This window comes from Mesorhizobium sp. M0001 (genome assembly GCF_040324255.1).
Lineage (GTDB): Bacteria > Pseudomonadota > Alphaproteobacteria > Rhizobiales > Rhizobiaceae > Mesorhizobium.
This window is the reverse complement of record NZ_JAMYVS010000003.1, coordinates 22,622-43,359: the sequence shown is the minus strand read 5'-3', so window position 1 is coordinate 43,359 and position 20,738 is coordinate 22,622. Positions and strand designations below refer to the sequence as shown.

At 57.3% G+C, this 20,738-nt stretch carries 15 protein-coding genes and 1 pseudogene; 12 read left to right on the top strand and 4 right to left on the bottom strand.

Annotated features, from left to right (window positions below; all coding sequences use genetic code 11):
* The first annotated feature begins 2 nt into the window (after positions 1-2).
* The 5 genes from NKK50_RS10045 to NKK50_RS10025 all read left to right on the top strand — a co-directional run bounded on the left by NKK50_RS10045 (position 3) and on the right by NKK50_RS10025 (position 5,606).
* On the top strand, positions 3-1,094 hold the full coding sequence (locus NKK50_RS10045) for a hemin-degrading factor (RefSeq protein ID WP_352543330.1): 1,092 nt from the start codon (positions 3-5) through the stop codon (positions 1,092-1,094).
* A gap of 844 nt (positions 1,095-1,938) precedes the next feature.
* Positions 1,939-3,156: a cytochrome P450 gene (locus NKK50_RS10040; RefSeq protein WP_352543329.1), complete on the top strand. Its 1,218-nt coding sequence runs from the start codon at positions 1,939-1,941 to the stop codon at positions 3,154-3,156.
* Between the two features lie 40 nt (positions 3,157-3,196).
* Complete coding sequence (locus tag NKK50_RS10035) at positions 3,197-3,388, top strand: ferredoxin (protein WP_081725572.1); 192 nt, start codon at positions 3,197-3,199, stop codon at positions 3,386-3,388.
* A gap of 332 nt (positions 3,389-3,720) precedes the next feature.
* Positions 3,721-4,332: a nitrogen fixation protein NifQ gene (locus tag NKK50_RS10030; RefSeq protein ID WP_023687343.1), complete on the top strand. Its 612-nt coding sequence runs from the start codon at positions 3,721-3,723 to the stop codon at positions 4,330-4,332.
* Positions 4,333-5,108: 776 nt separating this feature from the next.
* Entirely contained in the window at positions 5,109-5,606 is a 498-nt protein-coding gene (locus tag NKK50_RS10025; protein WP_023706369.1) for a hypothetical protein, read from the top strand.
* Positions 5,607-5,875: 269 nt separating this feature from the next.
* Here NKK50_RS10025 and NKK50_RS10020 read toward each other — a convergent pair whose 3' ends face one another.
* From NKK50_RS10020 to NKK50_RS10010, 3 genes are all read right to left on the bottom strand, one after another.
* Complete coding sequence (locus tag NKK50_RS10020) at positions 5,876-6,118, bottom strand: hypothetical protein (RefSeq protein ID WP_352543328.1); 243 nt, start codon at positions 6,116-6,118, stop codon at positions 5,876-5,878.
* Between the two features lie 48 nt (positions 6,119-6,166).
* Positions 6,167-6,574 carry a hypothetical protein gene (locus NKK50_RS10015; protein ID WP_352543327.1) on the bottom strand — a complete coding sequence of 136 codons (408 nt, stop codon included), beginning with the start codon at positions 6,572-6,574 and terminating at the stop codon, positions 6,167-6,169.
* A 289-nt stretch (positions 6,575-6,863) separates the two neighbouring features.
* Positions 6,864-7,067: a DUF6471 domain-containing protein gene (locus NKK50_RS10010; RefSeq protein ID WP_023731283.1), complete on the bottom strand. Its 204-nt coding sequence runs from the start codon at positions 7,065-7,067 to the stop codon at positions 6,864-6,866.
* A gap of 89 nt (positions 7,068-7,156) precedes the next feature.
* Between NKK50_RS10010 and NKK50_RS10005 the strand changes: the two are divergent.
* From NKK50_RS10005 to NKK50_RS09980, 6 genes and pseudogenes are all read left to right on the top strand, one after another.
* A pseudogene (locus tag NKK50_RS10005) lies at positions 7,157-7,636 on the top strand (transposase); the annotation flags it as partial.
* Between the two features lie 284 nt (positions 7,637-7,920).
* Positions 7,921-9,354 (top strand): hypothetical protein, encoded by a 1,434-nt coding sequence (locus NKK50_RS10000; protein ID WP_352543514.1) that lies wholly within the window; start codon positions 7,921-7,923, stop codon positions 9,352-9,354.
* Positions 9,347-10,165, top strand: a complete 819-nt coding sequence (locus NKK50_RS09995; RefSeq protein WP_023687338.1) for a hypothetical protein — start codon at positions 9,347-9,349, stop codon at positions 10,163-10,165. The genes NKK50_RS10000 and NKK50_RS09995 overlap by 8 nt, the downstream gene beginning before the upstream one ends.
* Positions 10,165-11,478 (top strand): hypothetical protein, encoded by a 1,314-nt coding sequence (locus tag NKK50_RS09990; RefSeq protein ID WP_023672193.1) that lies wholly within the window; start codon positions 10,165-10,167, stop codon positions 11,476-11,478. Before NKK50_RS09995 ends, NKK50_RS09990 begins: the two co-directional genes overlap by 1 nt.
* Positions 11,475-12,515 (top strand): OmpA family protein, encoded by a 1,041-nt coding sequence (locus tag NKK50_RS09985; RefSeq protein ID WP_031198374.1) that lies wholly within the window; start codon positions 11,475-11,477, stop codon positions 12,513-12,515. Before NKK50_RS09990 ends, NKK50_RS09985 begins: the two co-directional genes overlap by 4 nt.
* Positions 12,516-12,574: 59 nt before the next feature.
* Complete coding sequence (locus tag NKK50_RS09980; protein WP_352543326.1) at positions 12,575-13,729, top strand: DUF4236 domain-containing protein; 1,155 nt, start codon at positions 12,575-12,577, stop codon at positions 13,727-13,729.
* Between the two features lie 33 nt (positions 13,730-13,762).
* Here NKK50_RS09980 and NKK50_RS09975 read toward each other — a convergent pair whose 3' ends face one another.
* On the bottom strand, positions 13,763-14,356 hold the full coding sequence (locus NKK50_RS09975) for a thermonuclease family protein (protein WP_352543513.1): 594 nt from the start codon (positions 14,354-14,356) through the stop codon (positions 13,763-13,765).
* A 772-nt stretch (positions 14,357-15,128) separates the two neighbouring features.
* Between NKK50_RS09975 and NKK50_RS09970 the strand changes: the two genes are divergently transcribed.
* Positions 15,129-20,717: a DUF3320 domain-containing protein gene (locus NKK50_RS09970; protein ID WP_352543325.1), complete on the top strand. Its 5,589-nt coding sequence runs from the start codon at positions 15,129-15,131 to the stop codon at positions 20,715-20,717.
* The last annotated feature ends 21 nt before the right edge of the window (positions 20,718-20,738 follow it).

Genomic DNA, 20,738 nt, shown 5'->3' with positions numbered 1-20,738 from the left:
GCATGGACCAACGCGAGAAACCGTCGCCCGACGAAATCCGGCGGGCGTGCAAAGACAATCCGAAGATCCGGGAGCATGATCTCGCCGCTCGATTGGGCATTTCGGAAGCCGAGTTGGTCGCGGCGCATTGTGGTCACGGCGCGGTGCGCATCGAGCCGCGCGTCGATGATCTGCTGACCGGCCTCGAAGCGGTCGGCGAGGTGATGGCGGTCACCAGCAACGAAAGTGCCGTGCACCAAAAGATTGGCGTCTACGGCAAAGTGGTCACCGGCAACCAGCATGCCATACTGCTCGGCGACGAGATCGACCTGCGCATCTTCCCGAAAGCGTGGGCGTATGGCTTCGTCGTCGAGAAGCGCGAGGGGGCCGAGATCCGCCGCAGCCTGCAATTCTTTGATGCCACCGGCGAGGCGATGCACAAAGCTCATCTCACGCCCGCCTCGAACCTGCAGGCCTATCAGGATCTGACGGCAGAGCTTGTATCCCCCGACCAGGAGCCGATCATATCGCTCGAGGCGAGCGGGGCGCGCGATAACGCAGTGAGTCCAGACCACGCCACCACGGTCGACGACCTACGCGAGCACTGGGGCCGGCTAAGCGACGTGCATCAGTTCTACCATATGTTGAAGACACTGAAGCTCAGCCGCTGCCAGGCGATGCGTATGGCCGACGAGGATGACGCCTGGCTACTCGACAATGATGCCATTGGCGCCCTGTTCCAACAGGCGGCCGAAGACGAGATGCCGATCATGTGCTTTGTCGGCAATCGTGGTTGCATTCAGATCCATTCCGGCCCGATCAGGTCGGTCAAGCAGATCGGGCCGCGGATCAATGTGCTCGAAGAGACCTTCCATCTGCATCTTAGGACCCATCGCATCCGCGAGGTCTGGGCCGTGCGCAAGCCGACGAGGGATGGTCACGTTACGTCCATTGAAGCCTATGGCGCGGACGGCAAGATGATCATCCAGTTCTTCGGCACGCGCAAGGAAGGCGAACGCGAGGGCAGCGACTGGCGGTTTCTGGCCGAGAGTCTGCCACGCGTTCCCGGTCCGACCTCCAGGGGTGTGTTGACTGCCGACAGGTCCTCGGATTGAATTGGCCGCGATAGGACTCAGCACCACGTTCCGACAGCGGCTCGCGAGCAAATCGAGGTCCATGAGCGGAAAGGATGCCGTCGTAGCGCATGCGCATGGTCAGGTGATGCACGCCGGAATGGACCGCATCTATACAGTCAAGCTGGTCGCCGGTCGGCACCGGTGCGCACGAGTGCATCGCCGTCTGCCGGAAAAGCCTTGCAGCGCCTGCGAGCGATAAAACGCATACGCCATCAGCGCCGAACCGAAGCGCGGCTTGACCTTTTTGATATTTCCGATCGTCTCGCGCAAGCGCCGTCGGGTCTTCTCGGACCGCACCCGATCCTTGCGCTGGATCGCGTCATTGCTCAATCCGGGCCGTGCGAGCGATCTACTCGCTCGTCGACCGGCAGGCTGTGCAGCAACAGTCAAGCCGAACAGCCCGATGTCGCGGGCTCGACAAAACCGACCACGGATGTCGGTTGTCGGACGTTGTCATAAGAATGATGGACAGGTGATCATCAGCGGCAGACCCAGCGCAGGCTGGCATTGCTTGGTGCACCGCCATGGCTACCCTATCCGGCACGCGACTTGCTTCGACAATTTGATCAGCAGGGCAGAGGTGATTGACCAGTCTCTCAACCCTAACTGGGAAGCGGCCGCTTTGCTTCATGACCGGAGCGCGGCGGAGATGCCCCTCTGATCGACTTCGCAACCCATCTCATCCGCGCTGGTGCAGGTGGGCTGTATCAGGCGACAGAATCTAGAAGGCGCCCGACAAGAGACGTGCCCATGCTGGAAATCGACTTTATGAACAGCGGTGCAATCTCAATTGAGCCATGAACGCCAATGTAGAGAAAACAAAATGGCGACCAACCCCGTTCCAGATCATGTCCCGCCCGAAATGGTGAGGGACTTCAGCCTGTTTACATCGCCAGGGATGCCACCAACACCCAACGGGGATCCACACGCAGCTGTCGCTTGCGTACATGACGGGCCTCCGATCTTTTACTCCCGCTACAACACGCAAGATGGCCGGGGTACCTGGGTCATCACCCGTGCCGCGGACCAGCGGAAGGTGCTGCAGGACGCAGAGACTTTTTCCAGCCATCGCAGCATCTTCTCCTCCATACTCGGTGAGAACTGGCCGACGATCCCGCTTGAGCTCGATCCACCGGCCCATGGCGTCTTTCGCTCACTGCTTAATCCGCTGCTTTCGCCAAAGCGGGTGTTGGCTTTGGAACCGGCTGTCCGCGAACGGGCGGTCGAGCTGATCGAAAGGATCGCCGCGTCGCGCACAAGCTGCGACGTGATGAAGGATTTTGCCTTTCCTTTCGCGGTGAGCACCTATCTTCGCTTTCTGGGGTTGCCTGATGACCGACTCGATACATTCGTCGGCTGGGGGAAAGATCTGCTCCACGGCGACGATAAGGAACGACCTGTGGCTGCCCGGACGATCGTGGCATTCATCGACGAACTTGCAGCCATGCGCCGCGATGAGGCGGTTGACGATTTCATGACCTTTATAGTGCAGGCACAGGTCGAGGGCCGCCGGCTGACTGACACCCAAGTCCGCGGCATCGGCGTGCTTGTCTTCGTCGCTGGGCTCGACACGGTCGCAGCAGCTATAGGCTTTGACTTGGCGTACCTCGCACGCAACCTCAAAGATCAGCAATTGCTGCGGAGCGAACCGGACCGCATCCCGCTCGCAACCGAAGAATTGCTGCGGGCCTATCCGCCCATTCAGTTGATCCGCGTGGCCACGAAAGATATCGACTTCGAAGGCGCGCCGATCCGGAAGGGGGACTATGTTTCCTGCGCCACGATGATTGCCAATCGTGACCCGGCGGAATTCGAATGCCCCAACACGATTGATTTGGAGCGGGAGGACAACCGCCACGCAGCGTTTGGCTATGGTCCCCACCGTTGCCTTGGCTCACACCTTGCCCGGCGCGAGATTGTCATTGGCCTGGAGGAGTGGCTGGCGCGCATCCCGGCTTTTAGGATCAAGCAGGGTACGGCGCCGATAACTTCTGGCGGCCATGTGTTCGGGATCGAAAATTTGATCCTGGACTGGTCTTAGGCCCGCCCCGAGCCCGGGCACAGACAATGGAGGCAGCGCCATGCGCATCATCGTCCAAAAGGCCAAATGCCAGGGCCACGCGCGATGCGCGGCGCAAGCGCCGGACATCTTTAAACTCGATAATGACGGTTACATCCTGCCTGGTGACATTGAAGTTGCGGAAGGGGAGGAACTGCCTGCATCACGAGGCGCGCGATCCTGTCCTGAACGTGCGCTGGAACTCACTCGCTGACGCTCTGGATGAGACGGCATTCAACCGTGAGTCTGGCGGCTTGAACCATGTGGCCGCACTCAGCACGCGACCTCTGTCCCGCACGGTTCACGTCCAACTCTGCGGGGCAAATTCCGGCGCCAGTGTTCCCCGTGAGGCGCAAACGGCAGGGCCGGGGTTCGCGAACCTCTTCGAATCACAGAATTTGCGCCAGAGCCGATGGACCAGACGAGAATTGCCGAACTACTCGACGCGAGGCGACCCGGAGTGCCGTACCGAAGAACTGCCCGACCCATGTTGCGGCAGGCCGGGTCTCTGCATGATTTGATAGGGCGAAACCAGGAGAACGCACCATATTTGCCCAACATTATGCCCGGCTCAGCACCGGCCAATGGCCGCAGCTGGAGAGAAGGTTCGACCAGCATGTGCTTGCCTGTGTGCTTTCACGTGCGCTCGAGGAGATCGAGGCCGGCGAGGCGACGGCGACGGAGGCAACCGGACTTTCGCGCGCCGAGTTGCGCGATGTCCTGTCCCGCTGTTTCCCTGCTTTTCCTATCAACGCGTTTGCCTTGGAAGAGGGGAGCGAGCCTGAGCCGGATCTGGAAGAAGAACTTCTGCGCGGACTGCTGCTGGCGCATGCCCGGCCCGACGACAAGGCAAGCGCCCGCTTCGCCAAGATCATCGCCCGCCGTGCCATGCGCAATGACCACCTCTGGCAAGACCTTGGTCTTTTTAGTCGAAGCGACCTCGGCCGCCTGCTCGCCTCGCATTTTCCGACGCTGGCGGCCGGCAACACCCAAAACATGAAATGGAAAAAATACTTTTACCGAAAGCTCTGCGAGGCCGAAGGCTTTTCGCTGTGCAGCTCCCCCAGTTGCCGGGACTGCAATGATTTCGAAAGCTGCTTCGGCCCGGAGGAAGGCGAAAGCCGCCTCACACGGACCAAGGACAACGCCCAGGATTGAGAGCCGCTTGCGTCAGTCGTACAGCGTCAGAGCTCGCGCCGCGCCATCTGTCTGTTGTCAAATCTCGACGGACGCCTTGGGGGATTTGAATACTGTGCGCTCGCGATGCTCGCTTCGGCGGGTCGTCGTCATGGCAGGCGCGAGTCGAATGTTTGTTAGATGCCGCCACAACCTAAGCCGGCATCATCAATCGCTACAAGCGCAAGGAGTTGAAGGACACGTTGCGCGATCTTGAGCAGGCCGGACGAAACGGGGTCTGCAGTGTTTTCTTCCGCTTCGGCGCCACATAGCTTTCAACCAGGCGAAATGCTCGACGTCGACAGTTACCAGCGGCCGTAGGTTGATGGTCACCGTGTTTGGCGCTCAGAACTTCCTCCGTGCTAGTCAATGGCGAGCATCGGAAGCGATTTTGCAGGTTTTGCGCTGACGGGATTCTGGCTCGGCCCGCCGGTCGGGTTCGTAAAAAGGTGCTAATATAGCGTTGTATGTCCGATCGGCGGTAGTAGCCGCTTACTGATCGCCGGACGGTCATCCCTGAACCTTGTTGCACCGCACCTGGAGTGCTTAGGGAATGATATTATCTGACAAATGGAAAAATCACGCAGGGAGCCAAAGTAAAATTTTATTATATCTGATTCCTGAGAATTACCAAGTAATGATCCAAGAACGAATCTTTCGCGGGCCGTTAAGTTGTTTTTCAACTCTAGTGCGTCACTATGGGGTCCGTAGGTCCCAAAAAATGTCCCATCCTTTGCAGGGCAACAAGGAGGCGTACTATGGCAAGAATTTTTGAAATTCTTACGGGCAGTCTGACTGCCGGATGTGTTCTCGTAATTCTTTGCATGCCAGCGACTGCAGCTGGAATTAATGTCGGAGGCGTCGGCGGGGTATCCGTCGGCAGCGGAGGCGCCAGCGCTAATGTGGGCGGCAACAGCGGCGCTACGGCTAGCGTATCCCTAGGCGGTTCTGGGGCAAATGCCGCAGCCTCCGTCGGCGGCACTGGCGGAGCGACTGCTTCCATCGGCACCGGCCGCGCCAATGTCGGTGTCGTCACCGGGGTCGGTACCGACGTAAATGTCGGCGTTGGAACCAATCCAGCCGCCAACCCCAGCAACCCGACCGCTTCGAGCAACCCGAATCTGGCTAGCGTTGTCGGCGATATGTCGAACGCCCAGGTCACTCGGATGAAGAAGCGCTGCGTCGAAGTGCTTAGCAACGAAGATACCTATGATCGTGAGCTGCGCCGGCTCTGCTTGCTGATCTCGCGCCGCTAACCAGCGACCCCTTTCCGACCTGTCGGGGCTGTCGACATGACACTCTCCAGTTCCGGCAGTGGAAGCCCGCCCGCCGAAAGGTTGGCGGGCTTTTACAGTCGGCGTTTTTCCATCCGCAGCAGGCAGGATGTTTAGGCACTTTCGCGTATGTAAACGTTGACACTTAAGACGCTTTCGCCTCGTAGGCAAGTTGTGTAACGCCTTGTTCTTGAACAAACAATGTGAGAACGCCTAGTTGCTTAAGCGAAAAGCGCCTTGTCGAGCGGATATCAAAAATAAACATTGTAGCGATCTTGCAACCGCCCGAGGCCGCTTTTACGCGTTCGGAGCAAGTCTAAGGCCGATAACTCATCGTTTTGCTTATGTTTCTTCACGTCACGGTGGCGGTAGGTGTAGCCGGGAATGTCCTGCAAATGGAACGTATTGCCGGGAGGCGAGTAGCGGTAGATAAATCCGAATTGGTCGGTGATCCCGTTGACGCTCGTATAAGTGATCTCGCCATACAGATACATATGGAAGGGAACCCGCCCCTATGTGAGTATCGGACAGGAAAAGCTCATTCAGCACATTGTTTGTGATAGGGCCGCCGCGATCAAAAGCTGCAGGGCTAAGAGCATCGTCTGCCCCGAGCACCCGTTCAAATCATTGATTTCTCCGGGATGGTAATGCGGAGTTGGCGGCAAGTTGCAAAGCCGGAGGCTCGCCCGAATCTCGTTTATGATGGCAGGAGTGCGTCCGAAATTCTTAATCGAGTATGCCGCTTCCGGAATTGGTCTTTTGTTGTCGGGCTTGTCAGCCCAATCGTGCGTCACCCCCACCAACGGTTTGGTGGCGGTGACGAACAAATACGGGCGCTCGATATCGAGCAAAGCCTTTTCGGCAATGTCGGCGCTGCGCTGGGTGTGCCTAGCAGCCTCTTTGGCGTAGTAAGCAGCGGCCATAGCAGCGGCGAGCGTGAAAGCACCCACGATAGCGCCAATGGTGGTCCAGTTCGCCGACTGTTGGGCAGCGTCGGCAGCGTTCCACTGGGCACACAGATCGGAACTGCGATCATCGTGACCTGCTTGGCATGGGTTAGTGTAACTTGGGGGTTCATTTGCCTGTTGGACTGGCGGAGGACTCGCCGCAACAGGTTTGCCTATGGTCTCTTGATGCTGTTCCGAATGTTGGGGCTGAGTGCTCTTGCGCTCGTCTGGCGGTAAAGCCGCCCCGAGTAAAACTACTCCGAAAGCCGCAATGAGGATGCCCCGATAGCGTCTAAGCATTGCAGTAAGAACGCAGCGCTAAAGCCCCCCGGCTTATTTTGTTGTTCAAATTACGCTCGGTTTCGTGGATGTCCATAGTCGCCAATTTTTCGGCGAGTTGGGCATAGGTAACGCCCTTCCGCTTCAACTCTGACTTCAAAAGGTTCTTGGCTTTCGTCTCGTATTCGACGGTCTGCGGGTCGTCCTTGCCTGCCATAGCCTCGCCTCAAAAAATATCATCACAGTCGGTGGTACAGGCCCCTGTATTTGGCGATACAAGCCCGCATATAACCGGATATGATGACAATAGCCCAACACTTCCTCCTTTCCGCCGAAAGCCGCTCCCTTTCTCTGAAAGAGATTTACAAGGGTGGCGAGGAAAAGGCTTACGACGCGTTCAAGCGCCTTCGCTGGGCTTCAACTCAAGGCGAGCCTGTTTGCCGGAAATGCGGGTGCCTGGATCATTACGACATTCCGACCCGTCGCAAGTTCAAGTGCGCCGCTTGCGGGGGCGCAGTTCTCGGTTACGAGGGCACGATCTTCGCCTTGGCGCAAGCTGTCGTTTGTCGATCTGCTCGCCGCGATCTGCCTGTTTGTTAACGGCGCGAAGGGCATGTCGGCGGTCCAGTTCTCTCGCGATCTGGACGTGCAGTACAAGACCGCCTTTGTGCTGGCTCACAAGCTGCGCGAAGCCTGTCGGCTGAAACCAAGAACGAAACCCTTGAAGGCGAGGTCGAGATTGACGGCGCTTACTTTGGTGGCGTGGTGCGCGCCGAGGGCGCGCGCTTCTGCTACTGCGCGAACGCCTCTGGAGTCGATTTTTAGCAGCTCATTGGCGTGATCTTCAGTTCCTTCGCCACAAAGCCCGGCGGAGAAGAGTATGCTGCCTGGCCTATTCATTGGCCCAAGTCCGCTTGCCACGGCAGCTATCGTTGTCATTTTTACATCAGACGATCGTCTCGTGAGCAGTGGACCGCAAAGTTGCGAAGACGCAGTTGCCCTTTGCTTCTACTGTGCATAGAAGCCATTTGTGCGGGCAGAGGTACAAAAATGGGTGCGGTGCTGTGGGAATAAAATTCGAAAAGCTAAATAAACTGCGGGAGTCTCTACTAGAGGCAAATCACGATTTCCGCGCCAGCACCCAATTGTTCAATAGCTTGGATGTCGCGAAAATTGATCGCGAAATGGATCTTGCAGGTCGTGGAGCGCAGCGAGGCGAGGCTAACCAGCCCCCGAAAACGGCCAAGAATTTCGACGATATAGAGCACACAGTTATCGAGAGGGTCGAGGACGAAAAGAAGGCCGCACATCACACACTCGAAGACAGCCTACAGCTACTCTCCGGCCGATTGGCTGGCCTCGACTTTGAAGAGCAGTTTGGTCTGATCCGTCAGGCGAACGCCGCCAGTGTTTCCGATTTCAAGGCCTCGATCGCGGTGGGCCTGGACGAACTTCACGGATTGCGCAAATCGCTCAACGATGCGGAGAAAGAACACGACTGGTTCAAACAGAAGCACGGGCTTGTCCGGGCTGTGAGGGTTCAACACGGAGCGGCCCATGTTTTCCGAGTGTCCCTGCTAATCTTCCTGTTCCTCATTGAAACGGCGATGAACGGAAATTTCCTCGCAAAGGGAAATGAACAGGGATTCTTTGGCGGGCTCCTCGAAGCCGCCGCTTTCTCGTTTTTGAACATCGGCGCCGCTCTGCTGTTCGCAATATTCTGTGCACGCCTGGTGACTCACAGATCGCTTTTTGTGAAGTTGATCGGCGCGCTGTCGATAGTGGCCTATATCGGCTTGGCATTGACCATAAACCTAGCGCTTGCGCATTACCGCGAGGTTAGCGGGTCCTTTGTGGACGGAGCCGGCGTCGAGGTCGTGCGCAGCATGCTCGCCAATCCGGCTGGCCTTATGGACGTGAAATCCTGGCTTCTGTTCGGCATTGGTCTCATGTTTTCGATCTTTGCGTTTATCGACGGCTGGTTCGTTCTCGACCCATACCCGGGCTATGCGGGTGTCGAAAACAGATTGGTGGCTCGCCGGGAAGACTACATCGAGCGCAAGAGCGAGCTCATCGAGGCTCTGCAAGAGGTGCGCGATGAGCACAACGAGAAGGTGGAGGACATCGTCAAGCGGCTGGGGAGCAGACGCAGGGAGCATCGAGCGATCATCGACCATCGGTCGAGGCTGCTGACGCTCTTTGCGCAGCATCAAGACCAGCTGGAGCGAGCCTGCAACCAGCTTCTCTCAAAGTACAGGGAGGCCAATTTCCAGGCCCGCAGAGAGCCAGCGCCAAAACATTTTGCCACACCCTACAAACTTGAGCGCATAAAACCCCTGATATCGTCCGACGATGAATGGAGCGAGAAGGACCTGGGCGCCTCAATTCGTGACGCGCAGGAAGAACTCAACGCTCAGGTGCGGCTCATCGGGCTGGAATGCGAGCGCGGGATCGAACAGTACCGAGATCTCGACAAGCTTCATCCGGATAGCGTGAATGGCTAGGCGGGGTCGCAGAAGAAAGAAAGGCAGTGGCGGCACAATTGTCGCAGCAGCCGGATTGGCCGTGCTGTCGGCTGTGATGCTGGCCGGTTTTGTTTGGATGTGGTCGAGATCCGGGAAGGACCAAATCGACATCAGCACGAATTGCCCACTGAACGGACCTGTGAGCCTGACAGCGGTCTTGATCGACGCCACCGACCCGATTTCGCCGATAACCATGGCGGATCTGAAGAATGAATTCCGCAAGACCATTGGGCGCGTCGAGCCTGGCGGCTATCTCAAGATATTGACGCTGGGCGCGAGGCCCGGCGACCTGACTGTGATGTTTGATGGATGCAATCCGGGCGACGGCTCGACGGTCGACAGCTGGACGAACAATCCGTCTCGGCGGCAGAAGAAATGGGAAGATGCGTTCGAGGACCCTTTGACGAACCTTCCCGACCAGATTCCCAATGGAGAATCCGCGAGCCAATCTCCGATCATGGCCGGAATTCAGAAAATCAAACTGTCGCTATTCGATAGCAGTTTGGCGAAAGAGAAGACCGCTAAGCGAATAATAGTCGCGTCAGATATGATCGAACATACGGCGCTGTACTCACAATATCGTTCGGGTCTCGATTATCAGAAGTACCTTGATAGCGCGGCTGACAGGACTTACGGGACATCGCTCGATGGCGTCGGGTTTACGATACTCTACGTCGATAGGGCGAAGAAGCCATTTGGCTCTTTCGAACATGCAGAGTTCTGGACCCGGTGGGTTCAAAGCCATCATGGTGATTTTGAGAAGCTGGTAGGGTTGGAGGGGTTAAACTAATGGCCAAGAAGCGAGGGGAGTCGTTCTTAGGACATCCGAGCCTGCCCCTTTTCGTCTTTGCGACGCTAACCCTGGGTGGCTGCGTGTTCATCGCAATAGCCAAGCTGTCGGGCGTAGACCCTATAATGGCGGCGAGCGCACCGGTGTGCCTGATGCTCATCTATCTTGCCGCGTCCGTCTTCACCGGCAAGCTACGGCTCCACGATGAGCAAACAGGCGACAATCTCTACTACATGGGTTTCCTGTTTACGTTGACGAGTCTCGGCGTATCGCTGTTTCAGTTTGGTTCCGAAGGATCCACCGACACAATCGTGAGGAACTTTGGTATCGCGGTGACGTCGACGATCACGGGCATTGCTTTGCGGATCTTTTACAATCAGATGCGCCGCGATCCTGCCGACATCGAACGGACGGTCAGGCACGAACTCGCGGATATGACGCGGCGTGTAAGAGCCGAGATGGAAAGTGTAACCAGGGAATTCGCTGACTTTCGCCGCGTAAGCAATCAGATGTTGGAGGAGGGTTTTGCCGAAATCGCCGTTCAAGCGGAGCGGAACGGAGAGCACATAAGATCGGCCCTGGATAAAATCGCGATGGAATCGATCAGACCAGTTCAAGAGGCCTCGGGAAAGCTCAGCAATGCTTTGAGCCACAATTTTGGGCAGATCGAAAGTCAGTTCTCGTCGATCGCACAGCGCGTCGAGGCGGCAGCCGATCTGCTCGACAAAGCCAACAGCTCAATGTCCTCTTCAGTTGGCAGACTGGGTGAACAGGCCGAAAGCGTAGCCACCAAGTTGGAGAAGGTTGTCGTCCCTGATGAGGTCCTTAAGAACGATCTGGCGCCGATGGTGAAACTTCTTGGCAGCGCGGTCGCTCAGTATGCTGTCAAAACAGAGACGGCTTCGCAGGAACAGCAAGCCCGCATGGCGGGCATCGTTGATGCTGTGGCTAAAGTGGCCGCAGGTGTGGAAAAGGCTGTGGCAGCCGCAGAGCAAACAGCGGAGAGCGTCCAAGCGCAACAACGCTTGACCCAGGCGCTTGCCGCAGTGGTGCAAAAGCAAAGCAAGGACACCGGAGACCTTGTCGCAACCTTGGCAGGAAGAACCCTTCACGCGCCGAGGCCTGTTCCCCCTCTCAACGCTCCTATCGCGATTGAACAGCCACTGGCAGATCTGGCCGCAAATGACACCGTCGAGAGCGCACCAATTCGGGTCGAGCCTGAGCCCCAACCAGACGCTTTCCAAACTCTGGGAAGCGAGCCTCCCGCCGAACGAACGGAACCGCCTAAGCGAACCAGTTGGTGGGGCAGGTGAGTGACGCTGGCGGGACTTCGGTCGCCTTCGAGCGCAAGGGTTTTGGCCGCGGTTTGATACTGGGCCTGACCATGGCCGAGACGATGCTGCTTTTGGTGTTCTGCCTGTTGCTAGCAGCCGGTGCTATCATCACGAAAAAGCAGAAAGAGACCGATGAGGCACTGCGAGCCACTCAATCAAATAAGGAAAACGTGCAGAGGCTCGAAGCCGAGAACAAGCGGCTTCTGGCTCAGATAAAAGCGGTGTTTCAGCCCACGAGGGGAGGAACCGTTCCCGACGAACAATGGCGCGAGCTGGTCCTGGCCAAGGATGCTGTTAAGTCGGTCAAGGAAGCAGGTATTTCTCTGGAGGAGGTCGTGCGAAATGCCCCTGTCGCGAAAGTCCTTGCGGACAACGACATAAGCATTGATCAGACCAAGGCCATGATAGATGCGGCGAAGGTCTTGAGAGAATTTGGTTACGCCGGCACCGACAAAGGGCTGCAGGATCTGGCTGATGTGCTCAAGGAGGCTGCAGAGCCGACGCAAGCAGCAAAACCTCACGATTGGCCGCCGATCATCAGTCTCAGCGAACTGGATGGCTATAATTTCGATACCGGAAGCGCAGAGCTTTCGAATGCCTTCAAAACAAAGTTGCGCGATCTTGCGAAGACCATCGCCGGGACTGCGACCTCGTACGGTGTCGACGTGATTGAGGTAATTGGACACACGGACGAACAGGCAATGGCGGGCGAATCCTCCAACATGGACAAGGGGCTCCAACCGGTCCTGTCAGGGAAAGTGGAAATCGGCTCACTCCATCCCGCCGACAATGCCGGTCTTGGGCTGGCCCGCGCGATTTCAGTTACAAGTGTGCTCAGTGACATGCCCGCATTAAAGGGGTTTACGATTTTGCCGATGTCTGGTGGTCAGCTCATCCTGCCCGGCGATCATCTCACCGACGGAGCGCAGATTGGCGATGTACGGGCTCGAAGGCGCATCGAGATTAGGGTGAGGCAGCGATCAAAATTGGCGCCGGTTGGTGGCGCCAAGCCATGAATGGGGACGAGAGACTGGCGCCTTAGTCGGTACGGCAGTTGAGTTGGGGGGATTGGGCTATGGGGTTTTACGTTCGAAAATCGATCAGTGCGGGACCATTCCGCTTTAACTTTTCGTCCGGTGGGGTTGGCGCTTCCGTTGGAGTGAAGGGCCTCCGCATCGGCACTGGGCCAAGAGGTCACTACATCCACGCCGGCGTGGGTGGGCTCTACTATCGTGGCACTTTAGGCAAGGCCAGCGCGAAGAAGGTAGTTCAGCTCTCTCAGACCCCATCTGCGCCGCAACCCCGTCCACAATCCTCGCGCCCGGAATACGTCTCTGACGGCGTCGTGATGAGAGAAATCGAGTCCCGCGATGTGGTGGAAATGCGTGACGAGACATTCGCCAATGTGCTCGATGAAATCAATGCCAGGCAATCGCAGACGCGGCTGTCCGTAGCACTCGCGGTTTTGTTCGGGCTTGCAGGTTTCCTTGTGGGGACCAAGCTCGGAGGTGCCGCACCGGTGCTGGGCATCGGTGCCTTTGTGCCGGGTATGCTCATTGGCAAATGGTTTGACAGTTACCGCCGGGTGAGCGTGCTCTATTACGATCTGGAAAAAGACGCGGAGGCCGCCTACGGGCGACTTGTCGGCGCGTTCGAAACTCTCACCGGCTGCGCAGGGAGATGGCATGTCGCTGCCGGCGGCAAGATAGAGGATCTGACTGCTTGGAAGCGAAATGCCGGGGCCAGCATGCTGGTCGACAAAAAGCCCACGACACTTACAAGCTCCTTGCCGAAGGTTGTACGCAGCAACGTTACTCCTCCTTCAATCCATGTGGGTCGGCAGGTGCTCTTCTTCATGCCTGACCTAGTGCTGGTGAAGGACGGAAACCGATACGGCGCAGTCGGATATGCCGATCTGCAGACCCAATTCGCCCCGAGTAATTTTATCGAGACCGGCAAAGTTCCATCTGATGCGGAGATCGTGAGCTACACCTGGGCTCACCCAAACAAAAACGGCGGGCCTGACAAGCGCTTCAAAGACAATCGGCAGATCCCTGTATGCCGCTACGAAGCGTTGCGGTTTTCTAGCCCGTCCGGACTTAACGAGCTGGTGGAATTTTCCAAGACAAACGTCAGCCAGCCCTTTTGCCAGGCTCTATCGGCACTCGCGCAATTGCATCGAAGCTCCGACCGCCAATTCATAACGCTAAATGCGCACACTAGGGAGTGATGGTTGGGGATGGGCTCAAAGCGTGAGCCCAGGTCAGCAAACGCCTTCGCACGGAATCCCGTCGCTATCTCGATCCAACTTGCTCCCCCATGAGCAGTTGGCGAGATACCAACGTGCTTCTTCGCAAGATGAAATCTGCGTGCACAAGCGGCGAGGTTGGCATGAGTAGCTCTGTGCTACTTGGCGACGGCTGACAAGCCCAAGGGGGCTTTTGGTTGGGCTCGCAGATTCGGCATGTTGTTCGCGCCAATCCCAAGGGTTGTCAAACGTCCCAATCCAGATTCCAACCTTTGCGGTTTCAGCATTAGTTTGCTGTTGCGCATAGGCGCCGTGGCTATAGCGGGGCCAGTCCAAGGCTTGGCCATGTTCGACCATCCAGGACGCGGCGCTGACACCGTCCGCGCGCCGACAATCACCGACGAAGCGACGGTACCGATCCCATGAAACAAATGTGCATTGGACAGGCTGCGAAGCCGCAAGGAAATTCGCCAATGCTTCGGCCGCCCGGCGCCCGCAGGGGTATTGATGTGCGCTAGCGTCATTGCAGTATTGGCGGCTTTCGGGTGCATCGATGCCGTTGAAGCGGACGCGCTGCCCGTGGATCTCTATCGTGTCTCCATCAATCACCGATGCTATGCCTACTATCGGCGCCCGTCTCGACCCGGCCGAGTTTGCTATATCGAGACCACGTAACTGGTCACCCGAGCCTGTAAAATAGTGGGTCGCGTAAGCAGCCAAGGCCACCACGATCACCAGGATCAGAGGCAAGCGCACATCTGGAGAGAAACGTCTGCGGACGATTGGTTCAGCGCCGCGCCTTGGTCGCGCGCGGCGACGATGAGAATAGCGATTGTGTTATTCAATTTCCGATCCTTTGCGAAACGCAAGCTGCATGATTTGTAACGTGCCTCTGCACCATTCATAGGCGCCTTTTTCGCTGGCTCTGGTTTGCCTTGTAGTTCGGCGCTTTGAACACCATGGTGCCTTCGCAGATCAGCCCGAAGTCACGACTTTGTAGTTACCTTTTCCGTAAACACGACCATCTTTCCGCGCTGGAGCCTACAAGTTTTCTCGGAATGAAATTAGGAGGCCGATTCAAAAAGAAGTCGGCTTGTGCGCCAGTTGGTCGTGGCCGGCGAGGCGGATGCCAGAGCTGCCAACACCTCGTCCACACGTATGATGGCATTTTGTCTGAAAGGGAACCTCGAGATCAAGGTGGGGATGCGAAGTGTCCGGAACATTAAACAAACATCCGCAATTTTTCCACCAAGCCGCAGTGCTCACAATACTAAACGATTGAAGTGTTGGTGGCAGCCATTCGAGGTTGAAAAACCAGCATTTTATGTTGCGGACAGCCCTTGTCTAGGCTCTATGTGTCCAGCCTATCAGGGGGGTGTGAGTGTCGGAAGTTGAAAAATCGGTCTTCCAAAGCGATCTGCCTTTAAACGAAAAGCTCGAGCGAGCCAGGATGGAATTGCTCGACCTTTCTGCTCGCAACCGACTTTTGAATGTGCCACGGTTTTCAAAGAGCGCGAAGACGATCGATATTGTCGACGAGAGGTCGTCTGAGATCTATCGATTGCTGGTGAGCGAAGGAAAGGCTTTTACCTTCCTGGCCGGCAAGCCGGATCGGCCGAAGGCAGGCCAGGTTGAAAGCAGCCCTCCAGACGAGGAAATCGACTATTCCCCCGTTGCTCTTGCTCAGCCTGAGGACGAAGGATTCGACGACAGAGGGGTATCTGCGCGACATTCTGACACCAAGCTTCAGACGAGGATGACCCCAACGGGGCTGCAGCGCCGGCTCCTTGATCTCTACCACGATGCCCGCACACTTGAGGAAGAGCAGGGCGTCAATATCCTCTTTCTGGCCCTTGGCATGCTGAAGTGGATTGACCCGAGCAACAAAGAAAACATCCGTCAGGCTCCTCTCATTTTGGTCCCGGTACGGCTGGAGCGAGGGGCCGCTGGAGAAAAGTTTCGGCTGCGAGCTCGTACGGAAGATCTTACCGCAAACCTCTCCTTGGAACTCTATCTCGACCGCATTCACAAGCTCGCCCTGCCGCGTTTTGAAGTAGGAGACGACTTCGACGTCTCGGCCTATCTCGAAGCCGTTGCCGAAGCAGTGTCGACCAAAGAGGGTTGGCAGGTTCTTGCCGATGATATGGTGCTCGGCTTCTTCTCGTTCGCTAAGTTCTTGATGTACCGTGACCTGGATCCGGATCTCTGGCCGGATGGCGCAAAGATTATCGAACAACCGAAGATCCGCTCGCTTCTTTCAGATGGTTTCGAAACACGCGAACCGCTGATGTCGGACGACATTGCGATTGATCCGCATATCGCGCCTGCCGAAATGTTGCATATCGTCGACAGTGACAGTTCTCAGACGCTGGCGATCCATGATGCAAGAAAGGGTCGCGACCTCGTTATCCAAGGTCCTCCCGGGACAGGAAAATCGCAGACGATCGCAAACATTATCGGGTCGGCCGTTGCCGATGGAAAGACCGTGTTGTTCGTTGCGGAAAAAATGGCCGCACTTGAGGTCGTAAAGCGACGGCTTGACACTGCGGGGGTGGGGGACGCCTGCCTTGAGCTCCATAGCAACAAGGCAAACAAGCGCATGATGCTGGAGGAGTTGCGGCGCACCTGGCAACTCGGATCGCCTCGCGGACAGCTTGCTTCTTCCCTTACTGAACGCCTGCTGGAGGCTAGGGATAAACTCAATGCACATGCTACAAGGATGCATGTTCCATTTGGAACGTCCGAACTCACTCCATACCAGGTTCTTGGCCAGCTAACCCGACTAAGGCAGAACGGGCAAAAGACAGTTGATATTGAACTTGAGGATGCCACCGCTTGGACGAATGACGGTGTCTCGCAACGTCGCAAACTTCTCGATGACGTGTCTCAGCGGATCAACGAGATCGGCTTGCCGATCCACCACCCATGGCGGGGAGTTGGCCTGGATGTCGTCCTACCATCGACCATTGAGAGGCTCGTCCCACGCATTGCGTCGTCGCTGGATCAAGCAAAGGCTCTGCACGCCAAACTGGCCGATATTGCTGAGCGGATCGAGGCGAAGCCTCCGCAAATCCTCAGCGACAGCGGCGAGGTAGAAGATCGCGCTGAGCTTCTCGCGTCCGCACCTGGACTTCCTGCCGAGGCGCTAGTCTCGCCGGTTTGGGATGAGCGTCCAAAGGACATTGCATCGCTTCTCTGGACAGGAACAGATTTCAACCGCAAATCCGAGGAACTGTCGGAGCAGTTGGTGGCGACGGCTATCGACACGCCAATTGAAGGTCTCGAGACAGAGCTTGCTAAGCTTCCTTCAGACTTTCCGAAAGATGGTTTCGTTCGTGCGCGCCAGCTAACCGTGTTGCTCCCACGCTTAAGAGAAGAAGCTGAGCGGCTCAATCAAGAACTGGGGTCTACGGTTTTACCGGACACGCTTGCAGGACTCCTCAGGTTAGTGATGACCGGCGAGAGAGTTGCGGCAGCCCCCGATGCGAGCCCTGAGGCATTCGCAGCCACAGTTTGGGACTCCGGGCTGGAACAGGCTGGTGACCTTGCCGACAGCGTAGCAAAGCTAGAGACTGCTAGAGCCGAGCTTCAGGGCAAAGTTGTTGATGCCGCGTGGAGTACCAACGTGGCCGCGGCGCGGCAAGCGCTCGCCGAGCACACGGGAATATTGAAAGCATTGAATGGCGACTACCGTCGTGCCACTGCACTTGTGCGGACTATTTTGGTGGCCCCTAGCGCGCCTGCGGCGGAGATAGTGGGTCTCCTCGACATTCTAATGAAGGGCCAGGCGGCCGCAGCAAAAGTGCGCGAAGGCGACGCCTTTGGCGGTTCCGCCTTCGGAGCCGATTGGCGCGGTGAGAGATCGTCTTCGGCACCACTCCAGGCCTTAGTGGAGTGGATGCGCACGCTGAGGGGACTTGGCTCGGAACCGCGAATTATAGCCGGGCGGATGGCGGAGCGCTCTGAAGCGGGCGCGCGTGCGGTCCGAGTTCGTAAGGTGATCGATATCGGTCAGCCGATTATCGAGGGGTTTTGGAACGATTTAGGCCACCTTGCGTCATCCCTGCAAGGTGACGTGGCTTCCGCCGAGCGGGCCTCGCTGCAAATCATGGAAGCGAAGGCAAGCACTGTAGCTCAAGCCGATGACGCGTCACGACAGGTTCTGACTGACGTTCCAGATCTGATCAGTGAGCGGGTGGAGATACTACGCCGACTAGGCAGACTACAAGCGCTTGATCAAGAAATCGAGGACGGGGAAAGCCTTGGCAAGTTCGCATTCGGCTCGTCGTGGCTCGGTCGAGGATCCGATTGGGCCGCTCTCGCGCAAGCCGAACTTTGGCTGAGAGAAAATGGCTCAATCCGGCATTTGGCTGCGCGGTTGCCTGAAAGAAAAGAGATCGCAAACTTGGCGCGTTCAGCGCGTGAAGCGGCCCAAGCGGCAGCGCGGGAATTGAAGGCGCTTGCAGGGGATTTGAAAGCCGATGCTCCCTCCTTGTTTGGAGTAGACGATTTTCCAGACGTCGCGATAGTCGAGGTTGTTTCTCGACTGGAGGGGTGGCTTGATCATCAGGAACAGCTCTCAAAATGGGTTGCCTATGGAGAGCGATCCGAAACAGCCCGAAAGGCTGGACTGGGACAGTTGATAGACGGCCTGGCCGACGGCCAGATTACAACAGGATCGGCGCGATCAGTCTTCGATATGGCCTACTACGAACGAATGTTTCTAGCGATGGCGACCGATGAGCCGGAGCTGGCAAGGTTCGACGGGGAATTGCATTCCAGGGCTGTACGTGACTTCGCGGATCTGGACCGACAGAGGATCAAGGCCGGTGCCATCGAAGTTGTGACGGCTCATCACCGAAAAATTCCTTCAAGAGACGGCGGAGCTGGACCAGTCGGACTGCTTCGTTCTGAGATGGCGCGCAGACGGGGCCACATGCCTATCCGGCAGTTGATGCAGAAGGCAGGGCCTGCCATCCAGGCACTCAAGCCAGTGTTCATGATGAGCCCGCTTTCGGTGGCCCAATTCCTGTCGCCCGGCAGGATGTCCTTCGATCTTCTTGTGATGGACGAGGCGTCTCAGATACAGCCTGTGGACGCGCTCGGCTCGATCGCTAGGGCCAATCAGGTGGTCGTTGTTGGCGACGAACGCCAACTGCCACCCACGACATTCTTCGCCAAGGTGACAGGCTCGCAGTCTGAAGATGACGAGGGTGAGGGCGCGCAGGTCGCCGACATCGAAAGCATCCTCGGCCTGTTCACGGCCCGCGGCTTGCCGCAGCGTATGCTCCGCTGGCACTACCGTAGCCGTCACCAATCTCTGATCGCCGTATCGAACAGCCAGTTCTACGAGAACCGGCTTTTCATCGTGCCAAGCCCCTATACCCAAGAGGCAGGCATGGGGTTGCGGTTTCATCATGTGCCAGAGGGGGTCTTCGATTCCGGTGGCACAGGAACCAATCCGGTAGAGGCGAGAGCAGTAGCCGAAGCGATCATACGTCATGCGAAGGTGAACCCGCGAGAGACTCTAGGCGTTGCAACATTTTCGGTTAGCCAACGCCGCGCGATCCAGGATGAACTCGAAGGGCTGCGGCGACTAAATCCCGATACGGAGGAGTTCTTTCACGCGCACCCCAGCGAGCCATTCTTCGTCAAGAGCCTTGAAAATGTTCAAGGCGATGAGCGCGACGTGATCATGATCTCAGTGGGGTATGCCAAGAATGCGCAGGGGTACATGGCCATGCGTTTCGGCCCTCTTGGTGCGGAAGGCGGCGAGCGTCGGCTCAACGTCCTCATAAGCCGCGCCAAGCGCAGCTGCGAAGTATTCGCGTCCATCACAGACGAGGACATCGACCTGGAGCGTGGCAAAGGGAAAGGCATCTTCGCCTTCAAGCTCTTCTTGCACTACGCGAGAACAGGGCGAATTTCGCTTGCCCAGGCCACGGTTCGCGAAATGGATTCAATCTTTGAAGAGCAGGTAGCCAACGCGCTGATCGGAAAGGGTTACCAGGTTCATGCTCAGGTTGGCATTGCAGGCTTCTTCATCGATCTCGCGGTTGCTGATCCGGAGAGGCCAGGCCGCTATATTCTTGGCATCGAATGTGATGGCGCAGAATATCATTCATCGCGCTCGGCCCGAGATCGAGACCGGCTACGGCAGTCTGTTCTGGAAGACCATGGTTGGATAATCCATCGCATCTGGAACGCTGACTGGTTTCAGAGGCCACGCGAGCAGCTGGAGCGAACCATATTAGCGATTGAGGCTGCGAGAAAAGAGCTCGATGAGCGGGCCGAATTGGGGGTCCAGAGAAATCGTGCTGTAGCCGTGCAGGTTGTTACGGTCGACAGAGGCAACGTGACGGAAATCGGTCTCGAAAGCACAAAGGGATCCGAGATACCCAATCGAGCCTACGAAGAGGCCGAACTAAACCGACCGGGATCGTTCGAACTCCACGAGACGCCCAGCGGAATCATGGCCGGACTGGTCGAGCAGGTGGTGGCTATAGAAACACCAATCCATGTCGACGAAATAGTTTCGCGTATTCGGGGCGCGTGGGGTCTGCAGCGGGCCGGTGGCAGGATTCAGGATGCAATCGAGCGAGGGGTAGGCCTAGCGCAGAGAGGTGGTGCAGTAGCCCGTCGAGGCAGCTTCTGCTTCAAGCCAGGTGCTCCTGTTCGTCTCAGGGATCGCAGCGGCGTCGTGTCCGCTGGATTGCGCAAGCCCGAAATGATTGCGCAGGACGAAGTCGCCCAAGGCGCCATGGAAGTCGTGAAATCCAACCTCGGTGCGACGGAGGAAGAAATCGCAATAACCGTTGCGAGAATGCTGGGCTTCAAAGCCACAAGTGCACAATTGCGGCAGTTGATTTCAGCTGGGGTCGCCGATTTGATTGCCAAGGGCTTGCTGCGGCCCCAAGACGGTTTGTTGGTGGCCGGCGAGTCCGCGAGCGAGGCATTAGCTGAAGTGTGACCGGGCATTGTAGAGCCCTCG

Coding starts and splice junctions, on each gene's coding strand:
- NKK50_RS10010 (WP_023731283.1), bottom strand. CDS start 7,067: ATGGCAGGCAAGGACGACCCGCAGACCGTCGAATACGAGACGAAAGCC.
- NKK50_RS09980 (WP_352543326.1), top strand. CDS start 12,575: ATGGGGTTTTACGTTCGAAAATCGATCAGTGCGGGACCATTCCGCTTT.
- NKK50_RS09990 (WP_023672193.1), top strand. CDS start 10,165: ATGGCCAAGAAGCGAGGGGAGTCGTTCTTAGGACATCCGAGCCTGCCC.
- NKK50_RS10040 (WP_352543329.1), top strand. CDS start 1,939: ATGGCGACCAACCCCGTTCCAGATCATGTCCCGCCCGAAATGGTGAGG.
- NKK50_RS10035 (WP_081725572.1), top strand. CDS start 3,197: ATGCGCATCATCGTCCAAAAGGCCAAATGCCAGGGCCACGCGCGATGC.
- NKK50_RS10045 (WP_352543330.1), top strand. CDS start 3: ATGGACCAACGCGAGAAACCGTCGCCCGACGAAATCCGGCGGGCGTGC.
- NKK50_RS10025 (WP_023706369.1), top strand. CDS start 5,109: ATGGCAAGAATTTTTGAAATTCTTACGGGCAGTCTGACTGCCGGATGT.
- NKK50_RS09995 (WP_023687338.1), top strand. CDS start 9,347: ATGGCTAGGCGGGGTCGCAGAAGAAAGAAAGGCAGTGGCGGCACAATT.
- NKK50_RS10020 (WP_352543328.1), bottom strand. CDS start 6,118: ATGTATCTGTATGGCGAGATCACTTATACGAGCGTCAACGGGATCACC.